This window comes from Caballeronia grimmiae, assembly GCF_022879615.1.
Taxonomy (GTDB): Bacteria; Pseudomonadota; Gammaproteobacteria; order Burkholderiales; family Burkholderiaceae; genus Caballeronia; species Caballeronia grimmiae.
Genome location: NZ_CP084272.1, coordinates 804,406 through 829,830 on the forward strand (window position 1 = coordinate 804,406; position 25,425 = coordinate 829,830).

A 25,425-nucleotide genomic window follows, 5' to 3' on the forward strand; every position below is an offset into this window, starting at 1 on the left:
ATTCGCGCTGTCCCCACTATTCTTTTCGGTCGGTCATTCTTCGTTCGGTTCCGCAAGCTCGCTCGCCGCGATCAGCGTATCGATGCGCACCGGCGTGAACGGCTCACGCGCAATCGCTCGCGGCCAGCCGAAATAGAGCGCGGCCGCCTCGCCACAGATGCGCCCCTGGCATGCGCCCATGCCGCAGCGCGTCTGAAGTTTCGCGTCGCGCCAGCTTCCGTGCGCAGCGACATCGCCAATGCGGACGTCCTCACAGCGGCACATCAGCGTGTCGGCGGGCGGCATCGCGCGGGCGTCGGCTCCGAGCGAAAATGCGCGATCGACGCGCGCCGCGAATGCGCGCCAGCGGTTACGTTCGCGAGCCAGGCGGGCGTCGATCGGCACGCCGAGCGCCCCATGTCCCGCGCACGCGCCTTCCGCCCGCGACAGCTCCATGCCGCCGATGCCTGTGCATTCGCCCGCCGCGAAAACATCGGGGAGAGACGTGCGCTGTCTATCATCGATGCGGATGGCGCCGCGTTCATCGATCGCACAGCCGAGCGCCAATGCGAGCGTCGCGTTTGGCACGAGCCCGTAACCACACGCGACGCGATCCGCTTCGACTACCTCGTCGCCGTTGCGCGTGCGGATCGTCACGGCTTCGACGCGCCCTTGGCCCTGCGCCTTCACGACGACGCTTCCCGCGCGATATCGCGAAACGCCCAGCGCGCGCCCGAGCGAAATCGCCTGCGCGAACTTGCCCGGCGTCGCGCCGAGCGACGCCACGAAACGCGCGACGCGCGCCGTCGGCGCTTGCTCGATCACCGCGAGAACGTCCGCGCCGTGGCGGCGCGCGGTATCGGCGACGGCGAGCAGCAGCGGCCCGCTTCCCGCGACGACGATGCGCTCGCCCCGCACCGGCAAGCCGCCCTTGACGAGCGCCTGCAAGCCGCCCGCGCCGGTCACGCCGGGCAGCGTCCAGCCTTCGAACGGCAGCAGCCGCTCGCGTGCGCCGGTGGCCAGAATCAGCTTCGAATAGGTGATGACGGCGGGCGCGCCGTCGCGTTCAAGCAGGAGCCGTTTGTCGCCGGGCGCGGCGGCGACTTTCGTCGTGCTGATGCGTTCGAGGTTGGCGCGCGCGGCCGTCGTGACGAGCCACTCGCGCAGGAACGGCGACGGCGCGGCGCCCGGTCCTTGCCGCCAGATCTGGCCGCCGGGACGCGGATTGTCGTCGATCAGCGCGACGCGAACGCCCGCATCGGCGGCCGCCACGCGCGCCGCCGCGAGGCCCGCCGGTCCCGCGCCGATGATCGCGATATCGAAATGCGCGGTCTTCATCGCGCCGTCTCGACGACGAGGCCATCGCGGCAAAGCGTCTGACAGGCGAGCACGTGCGCGCGGCCATCGATGGCGACGCGGCATTCGTGGCACACGCCCATGCCGCAGAACGCGGCGCGCGCCTCGCCGGTGACCGAGCGGCGCGCGGCGGCGCGGCCGTGCAGCGCGAGCGCGGCCGCGACGGTCGTATATTCGGCGACGACGAGCGGCGTGCCGTCGATCGTGATGCGGATGCGGTCAGTCATTGGCGTGAGGCGTGGGGCGGAATATCGGGTTTCTGAGGGCGCAGGGCAGAACGGGATCGCACGCGTCACTCATCGGCGTGCGCCACTACGAACCGTCGCGGCGAGAACGGCGCAAGATCGGGCAAGCCGGGCATCGGCTGATCGTTCAGCATGCGGGCGACGAGCAGCTTCGCCGTTCCCAGCGATGTCGTCACGCCCAGCCCCTCGTGCCCCGTCGCGAGCCACAAGCGTTCGTTGTCGTGCCGCGCCGCGCCGATGATCGGCAGGCCATCCGGCGTCGCGGCCCGAAAGCCGGTCCACGTGCGGATCGCATTCATGTCGCCGATGCCCGGCAGATAGCGCGACGCGCGCTTCAGCATCGCGCCGAGCACGTTCATTTCGACGGCGGGATCGGTCGTACCGAACTGCCGCGACGAGCCGATCATCAACTGGCCCGTGGGACGCGGCTGCGCGTTGAACGCGACCGAGGTTCCGCTCGCGTGATGCGCGCTCTTGATATAGCCGAGTTCCGCTATTTGACGCCGAATGGTCCCCGGATAACGGTCCGTGATGAGCAAATGGCCCTTCTTCGCTTCGAGCGGCACGCCATCGACGAGCCGCGACGCCGCCAGGCCGTTCGCCACCACGACATGCGCCGCCGTGCGCCGCTCGCCGTCCACCAGCGTGACGCTTGCGTGCGTGCAGTTGGCATCGACCGCGCTGACCGCGCTTTGCGTCGATACGCGAATGCGGCTCGCGCCAGCCGAACACGTCAACAGAAACTGTGCGGCGGCGGGCGCGTAGACGACGGCGTCGTCTTCGACGACCAACCCGCCCTGCATCGCGTGACTCAGCGCGGGCTCTTCCTTGCGCAGCGCGGCGGCGTCGAGCAGATGCGCGCGGACGCTGGCGGCGGCGAACGCGGACTGCATTGCGCGGGCGGCGGCGCACTCTTCGTCGTCCACCGCCACCCACATCGAGCCGCATCGGGTGAAGGCATCGCGCGCACGCAAGTCCGGCGCGAGCGCGAGCCACAGATCGCGGGACAGGCGCGAAAGCGCGAATTCGGCGGGCGAATCGTTCATCAGGACGATATGCCCCATGCCCGCCGCCGTCGCCCCGCCGCCGATGACGCCCGCGTCGATCACATCGACCGACAAGCCGCGCGCCGCCAGTTCCGCCGCGCACGCCGCGCCGACGATTCCCGCACCGACGACGATCACATCTGCCGTCATGCGCCCGCGCTCGCTGACACGCCCCAGGCGAACGGATCGCGCTCGTCGATGACGAGCCGCCCTTCGCCCATGATGTGCGCGTAGCCGGTGATCGTCGGAATCAGATCGCCGCCCGCCTGTGCGTAGCTGCCCTCGAACACGCTGCCGATGATGCTCTCCTGCCGCCACACCGCGCCCGGCGCGAGGAGGCCGTCCGCCGCGAGACAGGCGAGCTTCGCGCTCGTGCCGGTGCCGCACGGCGAGCGGTCGTACGCGCTGCCGGGGCAAAGCACGAAATTGCGGCTGTCGAGTCCGGCGTGCGGCGAATCCGCGAACAGTTCGATGTGGTCGATATATGCGCCGTCCGCGCCCGTGACGCCTTGCACGTGCAACGCGTCGCGGATCGCTTCGGTGAACGCCGTCAACTCGCCGATGCGCGCCGGCACGAGTTCCCGGCCGTGTTCCGCGACCAGGAAGAACCAGTTGCCGCCCCACGCGACGTCGCCGGTCAGCGGGCCGTGGCCGGGCACGTCGACCGTGACCGCATGCCGGTGCCGATACGCCGGCACGTTGCGCACGCTCACGCTGCCATTCGCGTTGAGCGTCGCATCGACGGGGCCGACGGGGGTATCGATCCGGTGCCGCCCCGGCGCGATCCTGCCCGCATGCGCCAGCGACGCGACGAGGCCGATCGTCCCGTGCCCGCACATGCCGAGATAACCGACGTTATTGAAGAAAATCACGCCCGCCGCCGCGTCCGGATCGTCGGGTGCGCACAGCAACGCGCCGACCATGACGTCCGAGCCGCGCGGCTCGGTTACGATGGCGCGCCGCCAGTCGTCGAACTGTGTGCGGAACGTGTCGAGCCGTTGAGTCAGCGTGCCGCCGCCGAGGTCCGGGCCGCCCGCGACGACGAGGCGCGTCGGTTCGCCGCCGGTGTGGGAGTCGATGATGTCGATGGTTTTCATGCCGCCTATCGTAGAAATGCTCGCGCCGGGCGTCTTGGCGCGGCTAGGCGGTTTGAATGACGAAATCGGCATAACGCCTGGCGTTTGCGGCGGAGTTGAAATCGGCGTTGCCACAGACACAACACGCGAACTGCGCGGCTTTCACAAGGCGAGCCCTTCGAGAGCTGGGCTGGCGCGTATCTCGCAAGGCGTAATGCCCGCCGTCATCACCCGATTCAACGCCGATTTCAGCATAGACCGCGCATTAGCGAGAGGATTATCGAAGCGCAGGTCGATGCGGCACCACCGTGCGCGGATCGCGCAGAGAGGCGTCGCGCGGGCGCTTGTCCGGCGCTGCTGAACAGCACGCTCGACGGTTATCGCCAATTAGAAGCGCCGCGTCGCTCGGCGCTACTGGCTAACTGGTGCTGCCGGAAGCTTCCATATTTGTCCGACCGGCGCGAGACACTCCACCGTTAGCGCGGAAAATCGCGGCGCTGATCCGCCGCCGCATCGAGACCCGGCCCACACGCCGGCGCTTCAAAATGAAAAATGCCGTCTTGCGACGGCATTCCTCAAGGTGCTGCTGATTCGGTCTCACGACTCACGCGGCGAATCGTGCCTGCTCCGGCTCCACGCGGTCTTCGCCGGAGTTCTCGCTGTCATCATAAAGATGCAGGAGACGGTAGCCGCTTTTGTATACCGGCTGCAGGCGGAAGTGATTCACCGGCTCGATCTCGAGCGCAAGGCGCAGGCGGGAAACGTGGCTGTCGATCGTGCGCGTGGTCTCGCGGAACTCGCGGCCCCAGACCATCGCGAAGATGTGATCGCGCGACAGCACCCGGCCAATGTTCGAGAAGAAGAGCTGCGCGAGACGAAACTGCGTGCCGCTCAGTTCGACCGGACGGCCGCGCACGGTGACAGTCTGCTGCCGCGAGTCGAAGCGATACGGTCCGATCTCCAGGCACGCGCTCGACGTGGCCGGGAACGCGCGACGCAGCAACGCTTCGATCCGCGCGCCGAATTCGCCCGGACGAATGGGATAAACCACGTAGTCGTCCGCGCCAGCCGTCAGCGCGCAGACCACGTTGTGCTCCGCGCCGTCGGGCGTGGCGAACATGACCGGAACGCGCTCGCCAAAGCTGGAGCGCACGGATTTCAGAAGATCCAGACCGCAGAGACCCGACGAATTCCAGTCCAGAATCAGCAGGTCGACCGTCGAGCGCGACAGCGCTTTCGACAGCAGAAGACCGTCGCCGAACGTCACGACCGTATGGCCGAGGCGTTTCACGACCTCGCTGATGAGATTTCGATAAGTTGTGTCGGTTTGCAATACGGCGACGCGCATAGTGTCAGGCCTGATGAGTCTAAGGGACATGGGCCGAATGCCGCGCGTGACTGCCGCTGCATTCCCCGGGCGTCTCGTTACAAAAGGAGACGGTCAATACAGGCAGGCATTCTGGTCAGCCACGCTTCCCTTTCCCATCGGATTGGTCCGAAAGTGTCAAGGCATGTCACCGGGATGCGTCTCGCCGACGCAACCGTGCGATCGTTTCTTTGAGGAAACTCGTGGAGCGGCGGCTTACATCCTGTAACATGCCGCCTTTGGCTCACAATGGCCGAAATCCAGCCTTCGCCGTTTTACCGAGACGCCGCGAGGGCATGCGCCGCGGCTCTCCGTCGCCATGCGCAGTGCGGATGGCGGGCGACGGCTTCATATCCGCGCCCGAGTCGTTCCCGTTTCGCGCTCACCCGGCGCGTCTGACATCCCGCAGGGCATCGCCTCGTTCCATGCGTCGCACGCCGCACGCGTGGCTTTCCTCATTCCGGGTTCTCATTCGATGCAGGCAACACCTTTCGACGGCGCATCGCACGCCGCCGGCCGCTCGCTCACGCGCAGCGACTACAAGACGCTCACGCTCGCCGCGCTCGGCGGCGCGCTGGAGTTTTACGACTTCATCATTTTCGTGTTCTTCGCGCCGGTCATCGGCCAACTGTTCTTCCCGCCGTCGATTCCCGACTGGCTGCGGCAGTTGCAAACCTTCGGCATCTTCGCGGCGGGCTATCTCGCGCGGCCGCTGGGCGGCATCATCATGGCGCACTTCGGCGACCTGCTCGGACGCAAGCGCATGTTTACGCTGTCCGTGCTGCTGATGTCGGTGCCGACGCTCCTGATGGGCCTCCTGCCCACGTATGCGTCGATCGGCATGATGGCGCCCGTGCTGTTGCTGCTGTTTCGCGTGATGCAGGGCGCGGCGGTCGGCGGCGAAGTGCCGGGCGCGTGGGTGTTCGTGTCGGAGCACGTGCCGGGCCGTCATATCGGCTATGCATGCGGCACGCTGACGGCCGGCCTCACGGCAGGCATCCTGCTCGGCTCGCTGGTCGCCACGGCCATCAACAAGACCTTCCTCCCCGCCGATGTCGCCGGTTTCGCGTGGCGTCTGCCGTTCCTGCTCGGCGGCGTGTTCGGACTGTGCTCCGTCTATTTGCGCCGCTGGCTGCATGAAACGCCGGTCTTCGCGGAGCTGCAAAAGCGCAAGTCGCTTGCAGCGGAAATTCCGCTGAAGGCCGTGCTGCGCGACCACGGGCGCGCGGTGATCGTGTCGATGCTGCTGACGTGGATGCTGTCCGCCGCGATCGTCGTCGTGATCCTGATGACGCCGACGCTGCTGCAGAAGCAATTCGGCATCGCTCCGGCGACGGTGCTCGCCGCCAACTGCGCCGCGACGCTGTGCCTGACCATCGGCTGCGTGCTGGCGGGCGCGATCGCCGGACGCATCGGTGCGGGCAAGACGATTTTCATCGGTGGATGCGTGCTGGCCGTGTCGTACTACGCGCTCTTCAAGCAAGTGGCGGCGGATGCCTCCGTGCTCCTGCCGTGGTATGCGTTCACGGGCTTTACTGTCGGCGTGATCGGCGCGATTCCGTTCGTGATGGTCAAGGCCTTCCCGCCCGCCGTGCGCTTCTCGGGCATCTCGTTTTCGTACAACGTCGCGTATGCGGTGTTCGGCGGACTCACACCGATCGTCGTCTCGCTGATGATGAAATCGAGTCCGATGGCGCCCGCGTTCTATGTCGGCGCGCTGTGCATCGTGGGCGCGCTGACGTCGCTGTTCATCAAGGACGCGCCGGCCGCACGCTGAGCCGCGCGGGTCGACGTCCAATGGCGCACTCGCGGTCGGGTGCGCCATTTTTGTCTGGCGGCCGTACCGGGTACGTCCGTTGCAGCATTCGCCGGGAACGCGCGAACGCGCGCCTTCGCTACTCTCCCGGAGAACACGCCATCATGTCGACCATGCCTCGCTCACCGGACGAATCCATCGAGCCGGACCCGGACAAGCTGCTCGATCCCGACGCAGCGCCCAATCCCGAAGATCCCGACATGCCCGACGGTCCCGATTCGGCGACGCCGCTCGTGCCCGCCGATCCGCATAACGGCGAACCGCGCATGTAGAGCGATGGCCGCGCGGCCACCGGCGCGCGCGGGCATCATCGAACGAAGACGGGCCTCAAAGGCTCGTCGTCTGCACTTCGCCCGTCTCCAGCGCACGCTCGATGAGCGCGTCCTGCTGCGCCTTGCGCACCGCGTCCGCGACGAACGTATCGGGCGCTTCCACTTCCGCCCTGATCGCGCCGATGATGCCGTCGGCCTCCACGATCACGAGCGATTCCGCCGAATCCGCCCGGCTGATGATGACCCGTTGCGGCCCGCCGCCTTCCGCGATGCTGGCGCAAAACTGCATGCGCTCGCCGCCGATCACTTGTTCGAATGTCTGAATCATGGCTGCCTTTTTCCGCGTTGATTGAACGAAAACTGCATCGTGCACGACGTCGCACGCTTCAATTTCATTATTGATCCGCACGACGCCGCCAGGTTCCACTTTGTAAGCGTCAGCGCCGTGCGTCGGCCAGTTCGCGCAGCTTGACGGCTGTCGCCTCGTCGGACGGAAAGAAGGCTTCGATCGCCAGTTCCGACAGCGTGATGTCGACGGGCGTACCGAAGACAGTCGTCGTGCTGAAGAACGAAAGCACGCCGTGTGCCGTGCGCAACCTGAGCGGCACGACGACGGCGTCGGGTTCGCCGTGCGGCTCGTCTGCCGCTTGCGGCGGCGCGGGATAAGCGTCCAGTTCGACGAGGAGCGCGGCGAGCGCCGTATCGCCCGATACGTCGATCTGACGCCTCACGCGTGCGAGCACATGTGCGCGCCACGCGTGCCAGTTGCCGATGACGCCCGCCAGCCCGCGTGGATGCAGCGACAGCCGCAGCACGTTCGCCGGCGGCGCGAGCAGCGACGCATCCGCCGGCGCAACCAGCGGCTCGAGCGCCGCGTTGGCGGCGATCATCGTCCAGTGACGGTCGATGGCGAGCGCCGGATACGGCTCGTGTCCCTTCAGCACGAGATCGACTGCGCGGCGCGCGGCGTCGAGTTGTGGATCGGCCAGCGTCCGCTCGCGATAGATTGGCGCATAACCCGCCGCCACGAAGAGCGTGTTGCGCTCGCGCAGCGGCACGTCGAGTTGCTCGGCGAGGCGCATCAGCATGTCGCGGCTCGGCATCGAGCGTCCCGATTCGACGAAGCTCAAATGCCGCGTCGATATGTCGGCGATGCCCGCGAGATCGAGCTGGCTCATGCGCCTGCGCTGCCGCCATTCGCGCAGCAACGCGCCGACGGTCGCGGGCGCGGCGCGCAACGTGTGGGCTGTCGGTGTCGAGTTCATAAGCCGATGGTAGATGAAGCGCGGATGTGCTTCCATTACCTGCCAGATAAATCGCCGGGTAACATTTACCGTCGCCAACCTGCTTTCGAAATCTTTCCGCGAGCCACCCTTAATGTCCCGGTGTACTGCGCCGTTAAAAAGCCCAGCACCATGCAGACAATGCTTTGCGAGCCGTGCGTGTTTCGTCGAACGAGCGCGCACGGCTCGCCAAGCCCGGACATTTGCGGAGAAATCATGTTTGTCGTTATCGGATGGGTACTCGTCATCGGCTCGGTGATCGGGAGCTTTATCGGCGTCGGGGGCCACCTCGCTGCGCTCTTTCAGCCGTTCGAGCTGCTGTGTATTTTCGGCGCGGCGATTGGCGCGTTTGTCGTATCGAACCCGACCGCGACGCTCAAGAAAACGCTTCAGGCGCTGCCTAAAGTGTTCAAGGGCGGCGGCTATACCAAAGAGAAGTACCTTTCGCTGATCGCGCTGCTCTATGAGCTGCTGCAAAAGGCGCGCAAGGAAGGAATGATGGCGCTCGAAGCCGATGTCGACGCGCCCGAAGCCAGCCCGCTGTTTCAAAAGTACGAACACGTGATGGCCGATCATCACTTGCTCGACTTCATCGTCGATTACCTGCGCATGATGTCGGCGGGCAATGTGAACGCGCTCGAACTGCAGGACCTGATGGACGAAGAACTCGAAACGCATCACGCGGAAAGCGCCGTCGCCGCCAATGCGATTCAGAAGATGGCCGATGGCCTGCCGGCATTCGGCATCGTCGCCGCGGTGATGGGCGTCGTGCATACGATGGGTTCGGTCGGCGCCGCGCCCGCCGTGCTCGGCGAGATGATCGCCGGCGCGCTCGTCGGCACCTTCCTCGGCATTCTGCTCGCGTATGGCTTCATCGGACCGCTCGCGGATCTGCTCAACGCGAAGGGCGCGGCCGAAGCCAAGCCGTTCCAGTGCGTGAAGTCGGTGCTGCTCGCATCGATGAACGGTTACGCGCCGACCGTGGCGGTGGAGTTCGGCCGCAAGGTGCTGTTCACCGCGGACCGTCCGAGCTTCCAGGAACTGGACGACGCGGTGCGCGCCACCAAGATGCCGAAGTCGGCCTGACGAAGCCCTGATCCGAAGGAGTCACGCTCATGGCTGAAAGACCCTCACGCGACCCGTTGCAATCGGTGCTCGCCCCCACTGTCGTCGTGCGTCGCAAGAAGAAAGGCGGCGGCCACGGCGGGCATCATGGCGGTGCATGGAAGATCGCTTACGCCGACTTCGTCACCGCGATGATGGCGTTCTTCCTGCTGATGTGGCTGCTCGGCTCCACGTCGAAGTACGACAAGGCCGGCATCGAAGACTACTTCAACACGCCGCTCTCCGCGCTCTTCGGTAACGAAGGCGGTGCGTCGGCGCATACCAGCATCATCAACGGCGGCGGCAAGGACTTGTCCAGCTCGCGTCCCGGCGAAGCCAGCAAGAGCCAGACGCAGCCGGTGCCGCCTTCGGTGGCGCGCGCCTCCGTTGCGGCGGAAGACATGCAGCGTCTGCAACAGCTCAAGCAGAAGCTGACCGCGCTCATCGAGAACACGCCCGCGTTGCGTGCGTTCAAGGACCAGATTCGCATCGCGATCACGAGCGAAGGCTTGCGCATCGAGATCGTGGATTCGCTCAAGCGGCCGATGTTCGCATCGGGCAGCGCGAAGCTCGAAAGCTACGTGACGACGATTCTGTCGAACATCGGCGCTTCGCTCAACGATGTCGACAACCGCGTGTCGATTGCGGGCCATACGGATGCCGTGCCCTATTCGGGCAGCCAGAAAGGCTATTCGAACTGGGAACTGTCGGGCGAACGTGCGAACGCGGCGCGCCGTGCGCTGGTCGCGGGCGGCATGAACGAAACGAAAGTGCTGCAAGTGCGCGGCCTCGCCGATGCGCTCCCGCTCAACAAGGACGTCATCGACGAGCCGACGAATCGCCGCATCAGCATTCTCGTGCTGAACAAGGCCGCCGAACTCGCATTCTTCCGCGATGGCGGGCGCACCACGAGCGATCAGGCCTTGCCCGCCGAATCCGCCGCTCCCGCAGCGGTCGCGGCGAAGTCGAACATGCAGGTGGGCGTGGTCAAGTAAGCGCGCGTCAGGCGAACCAGTCCATCACCGTCTGCACCACGAGCCACGCGTTCGCCGCGCTGATCACGGCGAACAGCAGCCACGCGAGCGCCTTCGTATGCAAGGCGTTTGCGAATTTGCCCATCAGCGCGCGATCGTTCGCCATCCGAATCAACGGATACAGTGCGAACGGCAATTGCAAGCTCAGCACGACCTGGCTCGCCACGAGCAGCTTGCCGACCGCCCCGTTGCCCATCAGATACACGCCGATCACTGCCGGCACCAGCGCGAGCGCCCGCGTGATCAAACGCCGCTGATAGCACGGAATCTTCAGGCGCAGGAACCCTTCCATGATGACCTGTCCCGCGATGGTGCCGGTGAAGGTCGAGCTTTGACCCGAAGCGAACAGCGTCACCGCGAAAAGAATCGCCGCAAGCCCGGTGCCGACGATCGGCGCGAGCAGCTTGTACGCATCCTCGATTTCGGTGACTTGCGTATGCCCCGTCGCGTGGAATGCGGAAGCCGCGAGAATCAGGATCGCCGCGTTGATGAGCAGCGCAAGCACGAGCGACACGATCGTGTCGAGCCGCGAAAGACGGATCGCCGAAGCGAGGCTCGCCTCATCGCGAGAGACGACGCGCGTCTGCACGATCGACGAATGCAGATACAGGTTATGCGGCATGACCGTCGCGCCGAGAATGCCGATCGCGAGATAAAGCGGCTCCCGGCTGGACAGCACGTCGATGGACGGCACGAGCCCCGCCGCCACCGCGGGCCAGTGCGGCTTCACGAGCGCCAGTTCCACGATGTATCCGACGCCGATGGTCGCGATCAGCCCGAGCATGATCGCCTCGAGATCGCGGAAGTTCTTGCCCTTCAGGCCGAGCACGATGATCGTATCGAACGCGGTGAAGACGACGCCCCACATCAGCGAGCAGCCGAACAGCAAGTGAAACGCCAGCGCGCCGCCGAGCACTTCGGCGAGATCGCACGCGATGATCGAAAGCTCCGCGAGTAGCCACTGCGCATTCGCGATGGGCTTCGAATAGCGCTCGCGCGAAAGCTGTGCAAGATCGCGCCCGGTGACGATGCCAAGCCGCATGGCCAGGCATTGCAGCACCATAGCCGCCAGGCTCGACAAGACAACGACGAACAACAGGCTGAAGCCGTAGCGCGACCCGGCTTCGATATCCGTCGCCCAGTTGCCGGGGTCCATGTAGCCGATGGAAATCAGCAGCCCCGGCCCTGCGAATTGCAGCAGTTTCTTCCAGAGCGGCGCACCGGGCGCGACGATGACGGACCCTTTGACTTCGGACGGGCAGAACGGCGCGGTCGCCGTGGTCGGCAATTTGAACATGCGATAAGAGGCGCGAAAGGCAAGCGTAACGAGCAGGCGAGTCTATCACCGGCCTCGCGCGCTTTCAGGGCGAGCATGCCAATACGTCTGACGGAGGCGCCATCTGCACGCCAGCATGTCGTCACTGTCCGACAAATAGAATCTGCACGTGATCCTGGCGTGCATATCGCGATCGCCCGTCACTCGCTTGAGGAGTCCGCCATGAAGCTAGTCACCCGCATTGCCGTCGCCGCCCTCGTCGCTTCGCCGCTCGTCGCCTCCGCCCAGGAAGGGCTGACGCGCGCGCAGGTCAAGGCGCAACTCCAGCAACTGGAGCAGGCCGGCTACAACCCGTCCGAGCGCGACGCGTTCTATCCCAACAACATACAGGCCGCCGAAGAGAAGATCCGTTCGGGCAACGCATATGGCGCGTCGCCAGATGGCACGTCGGCATCGGGCGGTTCGATGTTGACCACGCCGCCCGGACAGACCCCGCAGTAAGGTTCGCGCCGCTGGTTGCGAAAGCGCCGTCGCAGGCGAACTCCGGCGCGCCGGCATGCCTACAATGAACGAGGCCGCGTCACGATGACGTGGCCGCGCACTGTAGTCGTGTCTCTCGATCCCTTCGTATGAGGAGTTCGTCATGAAGCCAGTCATGCGCATTGCCATCGCTGTCGTTGCGCTGTCGCCCGTCGTCGCGGCAGCGCAAACCAGCGGCCTCACGCGTCAGCAAGTCGTCGATGATCTGATTCGCGCAGAACGCGCGGGCTATTACCCCGGCGTCGACGACCAGCGTTATCCCGGCAGTTTCCTCGATATCAAAGAAGGCATCTATACCGGCGCAAGCGTTTATCGCTCCGCCAAGCCGCGCAACCTCCCCGCCGACACGAACGGTTCGACTGCGAACTGAACGCTGCCCCATGAAGCGATCGTGCAGCTTGCGATCGCGTGCGATCTTTTTTCTTTCAAACTGCCTCAGATGACGAAAGGGCCATTTTCAGGTCATTTTGTCGTTGGCGCCTGGCCACTACCATAGCGACACTTCGTGCGCCTCATCACGGCCGCGCCCTTCCTCGCATTCTCCGAACGACTCGATGTGGATCGTCAACGTTGCGCTCAAGCGGCCGTACACGTTCATCGTGATGGCCATCATGATCCTGCTGGCTACACCTTTCGTCCTCCTGACGACGCCGGTGGACGTGCTGCCCGAGATCGACATTCCCGTGGTCAGCATCATCTGGAACTACACGGGCCTTTCTGCAGAGGACATGGCCAATCGCATCACGTCGGTCAACGAGCGCAGCCTCACGACGACGGTGAACAACATCGAGCACATCGAGTCGCAGTCGCTGCCGGGCATCGCGATCATCAAGCTGTTTCTGCAACCGACAGCGAACATTCAGACGGCGATCGCGCAGACCGTGGCCGTCGAACAGGCGCAGCTCAGGCAGATGCCGCCCGGCGCGACACCGCCGCTCGTCATCAGCTATTCGGCCTCCAGCATTCCCGTGATTCAGCTCGGCCTGTCTAGCCCGAAGCGATCCGAACAGGACCTGAACGACACAGCGTTGAACTTTCTGCGTCCGCAACTCGTGACGATACCGGGCGCAGCCGTGCCGTATCCGTATGGCGGCAAGACGCGCCTCATCTCAGTCGACCTCGACACGCGCGCGCTGCTCGCCAAGGGGCTCACGCCTACCGACGTAGTCAGCGCCGTGAACGCGCAGAACCTGATCCTTCCGACGGGCACCGCAAAGATCGGCCCGAAGGAATACACGATCAACATGAACGGGTCGCCCACGACCGTTGCGGGCCTCAACGATATCCCGGTGCGCACGGTGAACGGCGCGACGACGTATCTGCGTGAAGTGGCGCACGTGCGCGACGGCTTCTCGCCGCAGACGAACATCGTTCGGCAGGACGGACATCGCGGCGTGCTGATCTCCGTGCTCAAGAACGGCAATGCGTCGACGCTCTCCATCGTCAATACGCTGCACGATCTCCTGCCGCAGGCGCGCGCGTCGTTGCCTCAGGACCTCAAGATCAGCGCACTGTTCGATCAGTCCGTCTTCGTGAAGGCCGCCGTGCAGGGCGTCGTGCGCGAGGCGCTGATCGCGGCGGCGCTGACTGCCGCGATGATCCTGCTCTTTCTCGGCAACTGGCGCAGCACCTGCATCATCGCAATCTCGATTCCGTTGTCCATTCTTTCGTCGCTGCTGGCGCTGCATGCGCTCGGGCAGACCATCAACATCATGACGCTCGGCGGCCTCGCGCTCGCGGTCGGCATTCTGGTGGACGACGCCACCGTGACCATCGAGAACATCGAACGTCACTTGCATATGGGAACCGATCTGCACGACGCGATCCTCGAAGGCGCAGGCGAAATCGCGGTGCCGGCGCTCGTTTCCACGCTCTGCATCTGCATCGTTTTCGTGCCGATGTTCTTTCTCACCGGCGTCGCGCGCTATCTCTTCGTGCCGCTTGCCGAAGCCGTCGTCTTCGCGATGATCGCGTCTTACGTTCTCTCGCGCACGCTCGTGCCGACGCTCGCGATGCTGTTGATGGGCCACGCGCACGCACCTGGCGCGAACCGCAAGCCGAATGTCTTCGTGCGGCTGCATCGCCGTTTCGATCATGGCTTCGAGCGCATGCGCGGCGCTTATATCGTCATCCTGAGCACTTTGCTCGTGCGCCGCCGCATGTTCGGCGCCTTGTTTCTCGGGTTCTGCGTGTCGTCGGCGGGCCTCGTGTTTCTGCTTGGCGAAGACTTCTTTCCCAGCGTCGACGCCGGCGATATCCGCATGCACATGCGTGCGCCGACCGGTACGCGCATCGAGGAAACCGCGCGTCTTGCGGACGAGATTGAAAAGGTGGTGCGTCAGGTCGTGCCGCAAGACGAACTCACGACGATACTCGACAACCTCGGCCTGCCGTACAGCGGCATCAATCTCTCGTACAGCAACGCGGGCACCATCGGCACGCTTGATGGCGAGATTCAGGTGGCGCTCACTCCCGATCATGCGCCGACGCAGAACTACATCGACACGTTGCGCAACCTGTTGCCGCACCGCTTTCCCGGCGTCGAGTTCTTCTTTCAGCCGGCCGATATCGTCACGCAGATCCTCAATTTCGGCTTGCCCGCCGCCATCGACGTGCAGATACAGGGGCAAAACCAGCAAGCGAACTTCGAGGCTGCGAGCAAGCTGATGAAGCAGATTCGCATGATCCCCGGCAACGTCGATACGCACATCCAGCAAAAGCTCGACGAGCCGACGCTCGACCTGCAAATGGACCGCACGCGCCTGCAGCAACTCAACCTCTCCGCAAGCAATGTCGCGCAGAACGTGCTGGTGTCGCTCTCCGGAAGCTCGCAAACGTCGCCCGGGTTCTGGTTCAATCCGCGCAACGGCGTCGAGTACAACCTTGCCGTGCAGACGCCGCAGTATCAGGTGTCGTCGATCGACGAACTGATGCGCACGCCCGTGTCCGCATCGTCGAATGGACCGACGCAATTGCTCGGAAATCTCGTGCGCCTCTCGCCGCAAAGCGAGTTCGCCGTCGTCACGCACTACAACATCCGTCCGGTGATCGACATCTTCGTGAGCGTCGAAGGGCGCGATCTCGGCAGCGTCGCGCGGCAGGTCGATCATCTCGTCGCTGAAGCGCGCCGCACCTTGCCGCGCGGAAGCCAGATCGCGGTGCGCGGACAGGTCGAAACGATGCGCACATCGTTCTTCGGCCTCGGCGTGGGCGTCGCGATGGCGATCGTGCTCGTGTATCTGCTGATCGTCGTGAACTTTCAGTCGTGGGTCGATCCGCTCATCATCGTGAGCGCGTTGCCCGCCGCGCTCGCCGGCATCGTATGGATGCTGTTTCTGACGGGCACGCATCTGTCCGTGCCTGCTTTGACCGGCGCGATCATGACGATGGGCGTCGCCACCGCGAACAGCATCCTGATGGTCTCGTTCGCGCGCCAGCGTCTCACGGCCGGCGCACCGCCCCTCACTGCCGCGCTCGAAGCAGGCGCGAGCCGCATCCGTCCGGTCCTGATGACGGCCTTCGCGATGATCATCGGCATGATTCCGATGGCGCTCGGTCTCGGCGAAGGCGCGGAGCAGAACGCGCCGCTCGGACGCGCGGTCATCGGCGGATTGCTGTTCGCCACCGTATCGACGCTCTTCTTCGTGCCGCTCGTGTTCGCGGGCATTCATTCGCGCATTGCCCGCAAAGCGCGGCGAAACGAAGACCCGCACGACCATGAAGCAAGCTAAACCGTCTCACGTCTCTTGCCGAACATGACAGAAAAGAACCACGCATCCCTCGCGATTACCGCGCGCGATTCCGATGAAGGCCCCGCGCTGCCGCCGCGCAATTTCGAATGGAAGCGCGCGAAGATCGCGATCGTCATCACGCTTGCGCTGCTTGCAATCGGCGCGGCGCGCACGGTTGTGACCGATGTCATGCACGGCCGTTCCGTCGCCACGCGCACGCAGCAAAATGCACAGCAGTATGTGAACGTCGTCGCACCCACGCAGGCGACCAGCGGCGGCGACACCACGTTGCCGGGTACCTTGCGCGGCTTCGTCGAATCGCCGATCTATGCACGCGCCACGGGCTATCTGCTGCACTGGTATGTCGATATCGGCGCGCAAGTGAAGCAGGGCCAGCTGCTCGCCGATCTCGATACGCCCGAGATCGATCAGGAACTCGCGCAAGCCGTCGCGCAACGCGACCAGACCGCATCGAGCCTCGTGCTTGCCAAAAGCTCGCTGCAACGCTGGCAGCAGTTGCGCCAGCGCGATGCCGTCTCGCAACAGGAACTCGACGAACGGCAGAGTGCGTATAACCAGAACGTCGCGAACCTCGCCGCCGCCGACGCCAACGTGAAGCGTCTGCGTCAGCTCGAATCGTTCAAGCGCATCGTCGCGCCGTTCGCGGGCGTGGTCACGCAACGCAATGTCGATGTCGGCGATCTCATTGATGCGGGCAGCGGCGCGAGCCGCGCGCTCTTCGCGCTCGCACAGTCCGATCCGTTGCGCGTGTACGTGCAACTGCCGCAAGCGTATGCGCAGAACGTATCGATCGGACAGCAGGTCGTCGTCACGCAGGCGGAACTCTCGGGCCAGCAGTTTCACGGGAAGATCACGCACGTGTCCGGTGCGATCGATGTCGCCACGCGCTCGCTGCAAGTCGAAGTGACGCTGCCGAACTCCGATGGACGCCTGCGGCCCGGCGCCTATGTGCAGGTCGCGTTGCCGTCGTCGGCGCACGCGCGTCTGCTCGTGCCGGGCAACGCGCTGCTGTTTCGTTCGGAAGGCCCGCGCCTCGCTGTCGTCGATAACAACGGCCACGTGCAATTGCGCAAGATCGTGATCGCGCAAGACCTCGGGCAATCGCTCGAGATCGAAAGCGGTATCGGTCAGAACGACAGGATCATCATTAACCCGAGCGATTCCATTGCGGACGGCGATCATGTCGTCGTGGCGCCCGACAAGAAGGCGGCGTCGTGAGAACCGTCGCCGTCATGCTTTCATTGGCGATGCTCGCCGGCTGCACCGTCGGCCCCGATTACAAGCGTCCGATCGCGGAAACGCCGCCTGACTGGAAGACCGATTCGTACTGGCGCATCGGCGAACCTTCGCATGCGCCGCTCGCGCTCGACTGGTGGCGCGGCTTCGGCGACACCGCGCTCGATGCGCTGGAAACGCAGGCGCTCGCGCAAAACCAGACGCTTGCCGCCGCGAGCGCGCACTACGAGCAAGCGCGTGCGACGCTCGCACAGACTTCATCGCTTGCGCTGCCCGAAGTGGACCTCGGCGCGCAGGCATCGCGCTCGCGCACGTCGCGCAATCGCCCGGTGAACAATTACACGACGCCGAGCATGTCGACGGTGCAGAGCGATTTGAAGCTCGCGCCGACCGTCAATTACGACATCGACCTCTTCGGCCGCATTCGTCGCGAAGTGGAAAGCGCGCAGGCATCGGCGGAACAGTCGCGCGACGATCTCGCCAACGCGCGGCTCGTGCTGACGACGGACCTCGCAAGCGATTACTTTTCGATGCGCGAACTGGACGCCGAGATCGACGTGCTGAACCGCTCCGTCGAGCTTCAGAAGAAAGCACTCGATTACGTGACGGCGCAACACGATCTCGGCGCGGTATCCGGCCTCGACGTGCTGCAACAGCAATCGCAACTCGATTCGACGCGCGTGCAGGCGCAATTGCTGGTCAATCAGCGAGCGCAGTTCGAGCATGCGATTGCGGCGCTCGTCGGCACACCCGCGCCGCAGTTCGCCATTGCACCGATGCACGACGCGCACCCTATCCCCGCAATCCCGCTCGGCTTGCCGAGCGACGTTCTTCAGCGCAGGCCCGATGTGGCGTCAGCCGAACGCGCGATGGCCGCGGCCAATGCGCAAATCGGCGTGGCGAAGGCGGCGTTCTTTCCGAGCCTGACGCTCAACGGCACGATCGGTTGGGAAAGCACGGCGCTGGCGAGTCTCGTGTCCGCACCGAGTCTCTTGTGGACGATCGGCACGATGGCCAGCCAGGTCGTCTTCGATGGCGGACGCCGCTCGGCTGCCGTCGCGTTCGCGAGCGAAGGGTATCGGGCGACGGAGGCGAATTATCGTCAGACCGTGCTCAATGCGTTTCAGCAAGTGCAGGACGGCATCGTCGGATTGTCGGTGCTGGATGGCGCGGCGAAGCAGTCACACGCCGCCGTCGTCGATGCAGAGCGCCTGCTTTCGCTTGCGAACGATCGTTATTCGGGCGGTCTCGTCGCGTTTCTCGATGTCATCACCGCGCAACAGCAACTGCTCACGAGCGAGCGTCAGGACGTGCAGATACGCGGCCAGCAGCACACGGTTTCGGTCGCGCTCGTGAAGGCGCTGGGCGGAGGATGGAACGTCGATGAAGCAGCACACGACGATGCGGCCAGCGCGCAACGCTCGTATAGTGTCGAAAGCGCGGATGCGGCAAGCACACATTGAACAAGCACAGGGGCAGGCATGAAAGTCCTGATAGTGGAAGACGAGCATAAGGTGGTGGACTACCTGCGCTCGGGATTGACCGAGCAAGGCTGGGTCGTCGATATCGCGATGGACGGCGAAGAAGGCACGCATCTCGCGATCGAATACGACTACGACGTGATCGTGCTCGACGTGATGCTGCCGCGCCGCGACGGCTTCGCGGTGCTCAAGGCGCTGCGTCTGCAAAAGTCGACGCCCGTCATCATGCTCACGGCGCGCGATCACATCAACGATCGCGTGCGCGGCCTGCGCGAAGGCGCGGACGACTATCTCACGAAGCCCTTCTCGTTTCTCGAACTCGTCGAACGGTTGCATGCGCTCGCACGCCGCACGCGCGCGCAGGAATCGACACTGATTTCCGTGGGCGATTTATACGTCGACCTCATCGGCCGCCGCGCCACACGCGATGGCGTGCGACTCGATCTGACCGCGAAGGAGTTTCAGCTTTTGAGCGTGCTCGCACGGCGTCACGGCGACATTCTTTCGAAGACGGCGATCACCGAACTCGTTTGGGAAGTCGATTTCGAGAGCCATACGAACGTCGTCGAAACCGCGATCAAACGCTTGCGCGCGAAACTCGACGGACCGTTCCGCACGAAGCTGCTGCACACCGTGCGCGGCATGGGCTACGTGCTCGAAGTGCGCGAGCCGCGCGACATGCGCGAACCGAGGGAAGACGCGAGGCCATCATGAAGGTGCAGCGTTCCATCGCGCGGCGGCTTGCGGTGATGTTCGCGCTCGTCGCGCTGTTCGTGTTTTCGCTCGTCGGCTCCGGGCTCTTCCTGGTGTTGCGCGTGCAACTGGAGCAGCACTTGCGCGATTCACTCGATAATCGCGCGGAAATTGCACGGCTCATCGTTTCGCATGCTTCGAATCCGGACAAGTGGAAGATGGCGAAGGAGAAGCTCGCCGACATCACCCCGCGCGACGGCTCGACGCTCTTCGCAGTGACGAGCAACGATCCGCGCTTCAGCTATGGCCTGCCGCCCGCGGGCCGCGTCGTCAAGCATGTGCTCGGCGGTTATGCGCGCTTCCGGCCCGAAAGCCGCGCCTACGACATGCTGATGACGACGCTGACCATTCCGCCTTACGCGGATCGTCCGCCGCTGCAGTTGTTCGTCGCGGTCGATTGCTCGCCGAATGTACGCACGATGCGCGTGTTCGGTCTGGCGCTCGCGGCGCTGCTCGCGCTTGCAACCGTTGCCGTGCTATTGCTCAGTTATTCGGTTGCGCGGCTCGGTCTCGCACCGCTGACACGGCTCACGCGCGACGCGCAGAACGTGAGGCCCAACAACCGGTCGCAACGGCTCGATACGCGTTCGCTGCCCTTCGAACTCGAAGACCTCGCGAAGTCTTTCAACGGCGCGCTGGAGCGGCTCGATCATGCGTATGGGCGTCTGGAATCGTTCAACGCGGATGTCGCGCACGAATTGCGCACGCCGGTCACCATCCTCATCGGTCAAACGGAAGTGGCGTTGACGCGCGATCGCTCCATCGACGAACTGCGCCACACGCTGCAATCCAATCTCGAAGAATTCGAGCGCGTGCGCGCGATCATCAACGACATGCTGTTTCTCGCACGCGCCGATCAGGGCGAACGCGCGACCGGTCTCGTGGAAGTGTCGCTTGCGGCCGAAGTGCATCGCACGCTGGAGTTTCTTGAGATTCCGCTCGAAGACGCTCAGGTGCGCGCGGTATCGAGCGGCGACGCCCGCGCCTTCGTCAACACATCGCTATTTGGCCGTGCGCTGTCGAACCTCGTGATGAACGCCATCCAGCATTGCGCGCCGGGCGCAACGATATCCGTGTCGATTGCGCGTGAAAACGGACACGTGCGCGTCGCGGTGACGAATCCCGGCGAGCCGATTGCGCCGCCTGTCATGGAGCATCTTTTCGACCGCTTTTTCCGCGCGGAAAGCTCGCGCACGAACAGCCGCGAGAATCATGGCCTCGGGCTCGCGATCGTCAAGGCCGTGGCGGAGATGCATCGCGGCACGGTGTCGGCGACGAGCGCGAACGGCGTGAATACGTTCGCATTCTCCATCGCACGCTTCGGCAATGATGATCGTCCGATCGGCTCGACGCACGCCGTGCCGCAACATGCGCCGGCGCGTGGCGACAAGATAGGCGTGCGGTCCGCGGGTTAAACAGATTCAGTCGCGGCATCCATGCCGTTCGTATCACACGGTACTGAGCCGCGCCATCTCTGTTTCGACGATCAGCTTCTTCAACTCCGGCACGCAAGAACCGCAGTTTCCGCCCGCTTTCACGCACGCGGTGACGTCGGCTGCCGTCTTGAGGTTCTTGTCGCGTATCGCATTGCAGATGGTATTGCGGCCCACGCCGAAGCATGAACACACCGTCGGCCCGGTGTCCTCGCCCTTGCCGACCGGCTGACCCAGCAAGAGACTCACGCGGTCTTCATCGTCCAGACGATCCTTCGAAAACAGGCTCGCGAGCCAGGCACGCGCCGGCAGGTCCGGGCGTTCTGAGATGAAGATGCAATGCTCGATGCGGTCGTTCACCACATGGGCCGCGCGATAGGTACCCGCGCTCTTGTCTTCGTATTCGATCCAGTCGGCATGCGGATCGTCGATAGCGAAAAACGCACGCGCCCATTCGCGATGATCCCCATGCGCCGCGTCGAAACGATTGCGTCCGGCAAGTTCATAGCGCACGAAGCGGGCGCCATGCACACGGGTCCAGTGCGTGACGGTATCGAGCGCGGGAACATCGCGCGAGAACGAAAAGCCATGCCACATCACATGGAACTTCTCGACCGCAACGGGCGTGTGCTTGAATTCAGGCTCGCCGGAAACGGGATCGACGACGGGGTTCACCACGGCGCCGGCTCGCGCATCCGATGCCACCTGGTCGTTCCAGTGAATCGGCACGAACACGCTGCCGCGCGGCATGCCGCCGCCATGCTGCACGCGCGCGATCATCGAACCCCAGCGGCTCGTGATGCGTGCAAGCTCGCCCTCGCGCACGCCGCATGCAAGTGCGTCTTGCGGATGCATGTCGATGAACGATTCGCTGATGTGCCCGGCGAGCTTCTCTGAACGGCCAGTGCGCGTCATCGTGTGCCACTGGTCTCGCACGCGGCCCGTATTGAGCACGAGCCGATACTCGGCATCCGGTGCGTTGACCGGCGCGCGCGGCGGTGTGGCGATGAAGCGGGCGCGGCCATCGGCATGGCTGAAGCGTTGCGTGCCGAAGAGGCGAGCGGCGCCTGTCTCATCCTTCGCGCGCAGCGGCCATTGCACGGGCTCCAGGGCATCGTATCGCTCGCGATCGAGCCCAGTCAGTCCGCCGATATGAAACGCACGAGGCACGCCATCGGACGCATCATTGCGATACGCAGAGAGACGCGCGTGTTCGTCGAAAATCTGATGCGGGCCTTCGAAATCGAAACCATCGAAATTCATGTGGCGCGCCACATCGCAGATGATGCGCCAGTCCGCCCGCGCGTGTCCCGGCGCCGGAAGAAACGCACGCTGACGCGATATGCGCCGTTCAGAATTCGTCACGGTGCCATCCTTCTCGCCCCAGCCGAGCGCAGGCAGCAGCACATGGGCGAACGCATTTGTGTCTGTCTTCTCGATGATGTCCGAACTCACCACCAGTTCGCATTTCGCGAGCGCACGCTTCACGCGATCCCCATCGGGCAGGCTCACGACCGGATTGGTGCCCATGATCCAGACCGCTTTCACGCGGCCTGCTTCGATCGCATCGAAGAGATCGACGGCCTTGAGGCCCGCACGTTGCGCGATGCGCGGCGAGCGCCAGAAGGTCTGCACGATCTCGCGATGCAGCGCATCGTCCAGTTCGAGATGCGCCGCGAGCGTGTTCGCGAGGCCGCCGACTTCACGGCCGCCCATCGCGTTCGGCTGGCCGGTGAACGAGAACGGCCCCATGCCGGGCTTGCCGATTCGCCCGGTTGCAAGATGACAGTTGATGATGCTGTTGACTTTGTCAGTGCCCGCGCTCGACTGGTTCACGCCCTGCGAGTACACGGTCACGACACGCTCGGTGCGCGCAAACAATCGGTAAAACGTCATCAGGTCATGCGCGTCCAGCTCGCAGTCCCTGGCGAGCTGCGCGATATCGGCGGGCATGGCCGCTGCGAGCGCGGCGTCATAGCCGTTCGTGTGGGCGTCGATGAAAGCGGCATCGGTTGCGCCGTGTTCCGCGAGAAACGCCAACAGTCCGTTGAAGAGCCGCACGTCGCTGCCCGGCTTCAACGGCAGATGCAGATCGGCCATCTCGCACGTCGCCGTATAGCGAGGATCGATCACGACGATCTTCACATCCGGGCGCGTCTCCTTCATCTTGACGATGCGTTGAAACAGGATCGGATGGCACCATGCGGTATTCGATCCGACGAGCACGATCAGGTCAGCGAGTTCGAGGTCCTCGTAATTCATCGGCACGACGTCTTCGCCAAATGCGCGCTTGTGCCCTGCCACCGACGAAGACATGCACAGCCGCGAGTTCGTATCGATGTTCGCGCTGCCGATATAGCCCTTCATTAGCTTGTTCGCGACGTAATAGTCCTCGGTTAGCAACTGCCCCGACACGTACAACGCGACGGCATCCGGACCGTGCTCGTCGATGATGCGCGCGAAGCCGCTCGCCACCGTGCCGACCGCATCGTCCCATGACACATCGGAGAGTGCACCGGTCGTTCTGTCGCGCAGCTTCGGACTCAGCAAGCGTCCTTCCAGCCCGACGGTTTCGCCCAGCGCCGAGCCTTTCACGCATAGCCGCCCGAAGTTCGAAGGATGCGCTTCATCGCCCGCGATGGCGACATCGACGGCGCTGCGAGGCGTCGCCTTCACGCCGCAGCCGACGCCGCAATAAGGGCACGTCGTGCGCACGGCAGCCGGCACGTTCGGGATGATGGGAATGCTCGCTTTCATATCCATGCTGTCTATGCGCCCGCTTCGCAAAGCGTCTTGCCGAACAACAAACGCCCGCGCAGATGCGATACATCCGTGCGGTTCTGAATCAGCTCGAAGTACCACGCGCCGTCTTTCACGTCGCCGTATAGCACCGCGCCGATCACACGTCCCGCCTGCAGCACCACGCGCTTGTAGACACCGCGGCGCGGATCACGCAACACGAGGTCTTCGCTATCGTCGCCGCCGATGAAATCGCCCGCGGAATACAGGTCCACGCCCGTGACCTTGAGCTTCGTCGCGGTCGCGCGCTGCACATAACGCCGATGCCCCGCGCCCGCGAGATGCGCGCCCGCCACGCGCGCCTGGTCCCAGATCGGCGCAACGAGGCCGAACGTGGCGGAACGATGCTGCACGCATTCGCCGACCGCATACACGCGCGGATCGAAGGTCTGGAGCGTATCGTCGACGACGATCGCGCGATCGCAATGCAAGCCTGCTGCTTTCGCGAGCGCGATATTCGGGCGCACGCCAGCGGTCATCACGACGAGGTCCGCGTCGATTTGCGTGCCATCGGCGAAGCGTACGGCGCGCACGCGCTCGTCGCCGATAATCTCCGTCGTCTGTGCAGCCATCACGAAGCGCAGGCCCTTCGCTTCGAGCGAACGCCTGAGCAAAGCCGACGCGCTCGCATCGAGCTGACGGTCCATCAGGCTGTCGCTCGCATGAACGACCGTTACCGACATGCCCTGCCGCTGCAGACCGTTCGCCGCTTCGAGCCCAAGCAAGCCGCCGCCGACGATCACCGCATGACGATGATCGCGCGCCGCTTCGAGCATTGTTTCGACATCCTGTATATCTCGGAATGCAATCACGCCGGGCAGATCGCAACCGGGCACCGGAATGATGAACGGTTTCGATCCCGTCGCGATCAGCAGACGATCGTATCGCGCCTCGACGCCCTTCTCCGAACGGACGATGCGCCGCGCGCGATCGATCTCGACGACCGCATCGCCCGCATGCAGCGTGATGCCGTTCGCCGCATACCAGTCGCGCGTATTGATGATGATGTCGTCCATGCGCTTCTCGCCCGCGAGCACCGGCGAAAGCAGAATGCGGTTGTAGTTGCCATGCGGCTCCGCGCCGAACACGGTGATGTCGTACAGGTCGGGCGCGATCTTCAACAGCTCTTCGACGGTACGCATGCCCGCCATGCCATTGCCGATCACCACGAGCCGCTGACGCGCCATCACGCCCGCCGCAGCCGCAACCGCGTATTCGGTCTTCATGCCGCGATCCAGACCTTGCCGGCCGCGACGCGCGCGCGATACGCATTCACCGAACGCTCGGGCGCTTCGAGGCATTCGCCCGTGCGCAGATCGAAATGCTGCTTGTAGATCGGCGACGCGACGACGATGCGCTCACCCACGCTCCCGACGATGCCGCGCGACAACACGGCCGCTTGCGAATGCGGATCGAAGTTGTCGATGGCATACACGGACGAATCGCCCGCGACGTGAAACACGGCCACTTGCGCGCCGTTGACGAGAGCGCAGACGCCCGTGTCCGGGACGATGTCGTCGAGTGCGCAGATGGGCGTCCAGTCCTGTTCGATGCGATCGTTCATGGTGTGGTCCTCTC

22 protein-coding genes are annotated in these 25,425 nt (G+C 64.5%); 11 read left to right on the forward strand and 11 right to left on the reverse strand.

The features are described from left to right. Nucleotides 1–33: 33 nt before the first annotated feature. The 5 genes from LDZ21_RS17350 to LDZ21_RS17370 all read right to left on the reverse strand — a co-directional run bounded on the left by LDZ21_RS17350 (nt 34) and on the right by LDZ21_RS17370 (nt 5,050). Nucleotides 34–1,317 carry an NAD(P)/FAD-dependent oxidoreductase gene (locus LDZ21_RS17350; RefSeq protein WP_244795018.1) on the reverse strand — a complete coding sequence of 428 codons (1,284 nt, stop codon included), beginning with the start codon at nt 1,315–1,317 and terminating at the stop codon, nt 34–36. Beyond that, nucleotides 1,314–1,562: a (2Fe-2S)-binding protein gene (locus tag LDZ21_RS17355; protein ID WP_244795019.1), complete on the reverse strand. Its 249-nt coding sequence runs from the start codon at nt 1,560–1,562 to the stop codon at nt 1,314–1,316. The genes LDZ21_RS17350 and LDZ21_RS17355 overlap by 4 nt, the downstream gene beginning before the upstream one ends. 65 nt (nt 1,563–1,627) lie before the next feature. Then, complete coding sequence (locus tag LDZ21_RS17360; protein WP_244795020.1) at nt 1,628–2,776, reverse strand: NAD(P)/FAD-dependent oxidoreductase; 1,149 nt, start codon at nt 2,774–2,776, stop codon at nt 1,628–1,630. Beyond that, nucleotides 2,773–3,723, reverse strand: coding sequence for a 4-hydroxyproline epimerase (locus LDZ21_RS17365; RefSeq protein ID WP_404980851.1), 951 nt, complete (start codon nt 3,721–3,723; stop codon nt 2,773–2,775). Before LDZ21_RS17365 ends, LDZ21_RS17360 begins: the two co-directional genes overlap by 4 nt. Before the next feature lie 583 nt (nt 3,724–4,306). Then, nucleotides 4,307–5,050 carry a response regulator transcription factor gene (locus tag LDZ21_RS17370; protein WP_035969285.1) on the reverse strand — a complete coding sequence of 248 codons (744 nt, stop codon included), beginning with the start codon at nt 5,048–5,050 and terminating at the stop codon, nt 4,307–4,309. Between the two features lie 493 nt (nt 5,051–5,543). Between LDZ21_RS17370 and LDZ21_RS17375 the strand changes: the two genes are divergently transcribed. Next, the gene (locus LDZ21_RS17375; RefSeq protein ID WP_244795021.1) at nt 5,544–6,845 is read left to right on the forward strand and encodes an MFS transporter; all 1,302 of its coding nucleotides are present in this window, start codon (nt 5,544–5,546) and stop codon (nt 6,843–6,845) included. A 143-nt stretch (nt 6,846–6,988) separates the two neighbouring features. Continuing rightward, nucleotides 6,989–7,156, forward strand: coding sequence for a hypothetical protein (locus LDZ21_RS17380; RefSeq protein WP_160174750.1), 168 nt, complete (start codon nt 6,989–6,991; stop codon nt 7,154–7,156). 55 nt (nt 7,157–7,211) lie between these two features. Here the strand turns inward: LDZ21_RS17380 and LDZ21_RS17385 are convergent, their stop codons facing one another. Together LDZ21_RS17385 and LDZ21_RS17390 are read right to left on the reverse strand one after the other, a co-directional pair. Beyond that, complete coding sequence (locus LDZ21_RS17385; protein WP_244795022.1) at nt 7,212–7,484, reverse strand: hypothetical protein; 273 nt, start codon at nt 7,482–7,484, stop codon at nt 7,212–7,214. 109 nt (nt 7,485–7,593) lie between these two features. After that, complete coding sequence (locus LDZ21_RS17390) at nt 7,594–8,421, reverse strand: helix-turn-helix domain-containing protein (protein WP_244795023.1); 828 nt, start codon at nt 8,419–8,421, stop codon at nt 7,594–7,596. Nucleotides 8,422–8,655: 234 nt separating this feature from the next. On the opposite strand from LDZ21_RS17390, the gene motA reads away from it, so the two are divergent. After that, nucleotides 8,656–9,525, forward strand: coding sequence for a flagellar motor stator protein MotA (motA, locus tag LDZ21_RS17395; protein WP_244795024.1), 870 nt, complete (start codon nt 8,656–8,658; stop codon nt 9,523–9,525). Between the two features lie 29 nt (nt 9,526–9,554). Then, nucleotides 9,555–10,538, forward strand: coding sequence for a flagellar motor protein MotB (motB, locus tag LDZ21_RS17400; RefSeq protein WP_244795025.1), 984 nt, complete (start codon nt 9,555–9,557; stop codon nt 10,536–10,538). A 7-nt stretch (nt 10,539–10,545) separates the two neighbouring features. On the opposite strand, the gene LDZ21_RS17405 is transcribed toward motB, so the two are convergent. Continuing rightward, nucleotides 10,546–11,874, reverse strand: coding sequence for an Nramp family divalent metal transporter (locus LDZ21_RS17405; RefSeq protein ID WP_244795026.1), 1,329 nt, complete (start codon nt 11,872–11,874; stop codon nt 10,546–10,548). A gap of 201 nt (nt 11,875–12,075) precedes the next feature. On the opposite strand from LDZ21_RS17405, the gene LDZ21_RS17410 reads away from it, so the two are divergent. The 7 genes from LDZ21_RS17410 to LDZ21_RS17440 all read left to right on the forward strand — a co-directional run bounded on the left by LDZ21_RS17410 (nt 12,076) and on the right by LDZ21_RS17440 (nt 21,030). Next, nucleotides 12,076–12,354: a DUF4148 domain-containing protein gene (locus LDZ21_RS17410; protein WP_244795027.1), complete on the forward strand. Its 279-nt coding sequence runs from the start codon at nt 12,076–12,078 to the stop codon at nt 12,352–12,354. Nucleotides 12,355–12,496: 142 nt separating this feature from the next. Beyond that, nucleotides 12,497–12,763, forward strand: coding sequence for a DUF4148 domain-containing protein (locus tag LDZ21_RS17415; RefSeq protein ID WP_244795028.1), 267 nt, complete (start codon nt 12,497–12,499; stop codon nt 12,761–12,763). Between the two features lie 184 nt (nt 12,764–12,947). Then, the gene (locus LDZ21_RS17420) at nt 12,948–16,124 is read left to right on the forward strand and encodes an efflux RND transporter permease subunit (protein WP_244795029.1); all 3,177 of its coding nucleotides are present in this window, start codon (nt 12,948–12,950) and stop codon (nt 16,122–16,124) included. 24 nt (nt 16,125–16,148) lie between these two features. Then, the gene (locus tag LDZ21_RS17425; RefSeq protein ID WP_244795030.1) at nt 16,149–17,363 is read left to right on the forward strand and encodes an efflux RND transporter periplasmic adaptor subunit; all 1,215 of its coding nucleotides are present in this window, start codon (nt 16,149–16,151) and stop codon (nt 17,361–17,363) included. 14 nt (nt 17,364–17,377) lie between these two features. Continuing rightward, entirely contained in the window at nt 17,378–18,844 is a 1,467-nt protein-coding gene (locus LDZ21_RS17430; protein WP_244795889.1) for an efflux transporter outer membrane subunit, read from the forward strand. 18 nt (nt 18,845–18,862) lie between these two features. Beyond that, complete coding sequence (locus LDZ21_RS17435) at nt 18,863–19,576, forward strand: heavy metal response regulator transcription factor (protein WP_035968469.1); 714 nt, start codon at nt 18,863–18,865, stop codon at nt 19,574–19,576. Between the two features lie 2 nt (nt 19,577–19,578). Further along, a complete protein-coding gene (locus LDZ21_RS17440; protein ID WP_244795890.1) occupies nt 19,579–21,030 on the forward strand; it encodes a heavy metal sensor histidine kinase in 1,452 nt (483 codons plus the stop codon). Nucleotides 21,031–21,063: 33 nt separating this feature from the next. On the opposite strand, the gene LDZ21_RS17445 is transcribed toward LDZ21_RS17440, so the two are convergent. Genes LDZ21_RS17445 through nirD form a run of 3 tightly spaced genes read right to left on the reverse strand, consistent with a single transcriptional unit; the run spans nt 21,064 to nt 25,411 of the window. Then, nucleotides 21,064–23,805 (reverse strand): molybdopterin-dependent oxidoreductase, encoded by a 2,742-nt coding sequence (locus LDZ21_RS17445; protein WP_404981080.1) that lies wholly within the window; start codon nt 23,803–23,805, stop codon nt 21,064–21,066. Nucleotides 23,806–23,816: 11 nt separating this feature from the next. Then, on the reverse strand, nt 23,817–25,073 hold the full coding sequence (locus tag LDZ21_RS17450; protein WP_244795032.1) for an NAD(P)/FAD-dependent oxidoreductase: 1,257 nt from the start codon (nt 25,071–25,073) through the stop codon (nt 23,817–23,819). After that, nucleotides 25,070–25,411 (reverse strand): nitrite reductase small subunit NirD, encoded by a 342-nt coding sequence (nirD, locus tag LDZ21_RS17455; RefSeq protein WP_035968466.1) that lies wholly within the window; start codon nt 25,409–25,411, stop codon nt 25,070–25,072. Before nirD ends, LDZ21_RS17450 begins: the two co-directional genes overlap by 4 nt. Nucleotides 25,412–25,425: the final 14 nt, after the last annotated feature.

Excerpts from the sequence above, each read along its gene's own strand:
- LDZ21_RS17410 (WP_244795027.1), top strand. The coding sequence starts at position 12,076 with ATGAAGCTAGTCACCCGCATTGCCGTCGCCGCCCTCGTCGCTTCGCCG.
- LDZ21_RS17435 (WP_035968469.1), top strand. The coding sequence starts at position 18,863 with ATGAAAGTCCTGATAGTGGAAGACGAGCATAAGGTGGTGGACTACCTG.
- LDZ21_RS17385 (WP_244795022.1), bottom strand. The coding sequence starts at position 7,484 with ATGATTCAGACATTCGAACAAGTGATCGGCGGCGAGCGCATGCAGTTT.
- LDZ21_RS17445 (WP_404981080.1), bottom strand. The coding sequence starts at position 23,805 with ATGAAAGCGAGCATTCCCATCATCCCGAACGTGCCGGCTGCCGTGCGC.
- LDZ21_RS17420 (WP_244795029.1), top strand. The coding sequence starts at position 12,948 with ATGTGGATCGTCAACGTTGCGCTCAAGCGGCCGTACACGTTCATCGTG.
- LDZ21_RS17360 (WP_244795020.1), bottom strand. The coding sequence starts at position 2,776 with ATGACGGCAGATGTGATCGTCGTCGGTGCGGGAATCGTCGGCGCGGCG.
- LDZ21_RS17425 (WP_244795030.1), top strand. The coding sequence starts at position 16,149 with ATGACAGAAAAGAACCACGCATCCCTCGCGATTACCGCGCGCGATTCC.
- LDZ21_RS17380 (WP_160174750.1), top strand. The coding sequence starts at position 6,989 with ATGTCGACCATGCCTCGCTCACCGGACGAATCCATCGAGCCGGACCCG.
- LDZ21_RS17430 (WP_244795889.1), top strand. The coding sequence starts at position 17,378 with ATGCTTTCATTGGCGATGCTCGCCGGCTGCACCGTCGGCCCCGATTAC.
- LDZ21_RS17405 (WP_244795026.1), bottom strand. The coding sequence starts at position 11,874 with ATGTTCAAATTGCCGACCACGGCGACCGCGCCGTTCTGCCCGTCCGAA.
- motA (WP_244795024.1), top strand. The coding sequence starts at position 8,656 with ATGTTTGTCGTTATCGGATGGGTACTCGTCATCGGCTCGGTGATCGGG.
- LDZ21_RS17365 (WP_404980851.1), bottom strand. The coding sequence starts at position 3,723 with ATGAAAACCATCGACATCATCGACTCCCACACCGGCGGCGAACCGACG.
- LDZ21_RS17390 (WP_244795023.1), bottom strand. The coding sequence starts at position 8,421 with ATGAACTCGACACCGACAGCCCACACGTTGCGCGCCGCGCCCGCGACC.
- LDZ21_RS17415 (WP_244795028.1), top strand. The coding sequence starts at position 12,497 with ATGAAGCCAGTCATGCGCATTGCCATCGCTGTCGTTGCGCTGTCGCCC.
- LDZ21_RS17450 (WP_244795032.1), bottom strand. The coding sequence starts at position 25,073 with ATGAAGACCGAATACGCGGTTGCGGCTGCGGCGGGCGTGATGGCGCGT.
- LDZ21_RS17355 (WP_244795019.1), bottom strand. The coding sequence starts at position 1,562 with ATGACTGACCGCATCCGCATCACGATCGACGGCACGCCGCTCGTCGTC.
- LDZ21_RS17375 (WP_244795021.1), top strand. The coding sequence starts at position 5,544 with ATGCAGGCAACACCTTTCGACGGCGCATCGCACGCCGCCGGCCGCTCG.
- LDZ21_RS17370 (WP_035969285.1), bottom strand. The coding sequence starts at position 5,050 with ATGCGCGTCGCCGTATTGCAAACCGACACAACTTATCGAAATCTCATC.
- nirD (WP_035968466.1), bottom strand. The coding sequence starts at position 25,411 with ATGAACGATCGCATCGAACAGGACTGGACGCCCATCTGCGCACTCGAC.
- motB (WP_244795025.1), top strand. The coding sequence starts at position 9,555 with ATGGCTGAAAGACCCTCACGCGACCCGTTGCAATCGGTGCTCGCCCCC.
- LDZ21_RS17350 (WP_244795018.1), bottom strand. The coding sequence starts at position 1,317 with ATGAAGACCGCGCATTTCGATATCGCGATCATCGGCGCGGGACCGGCG.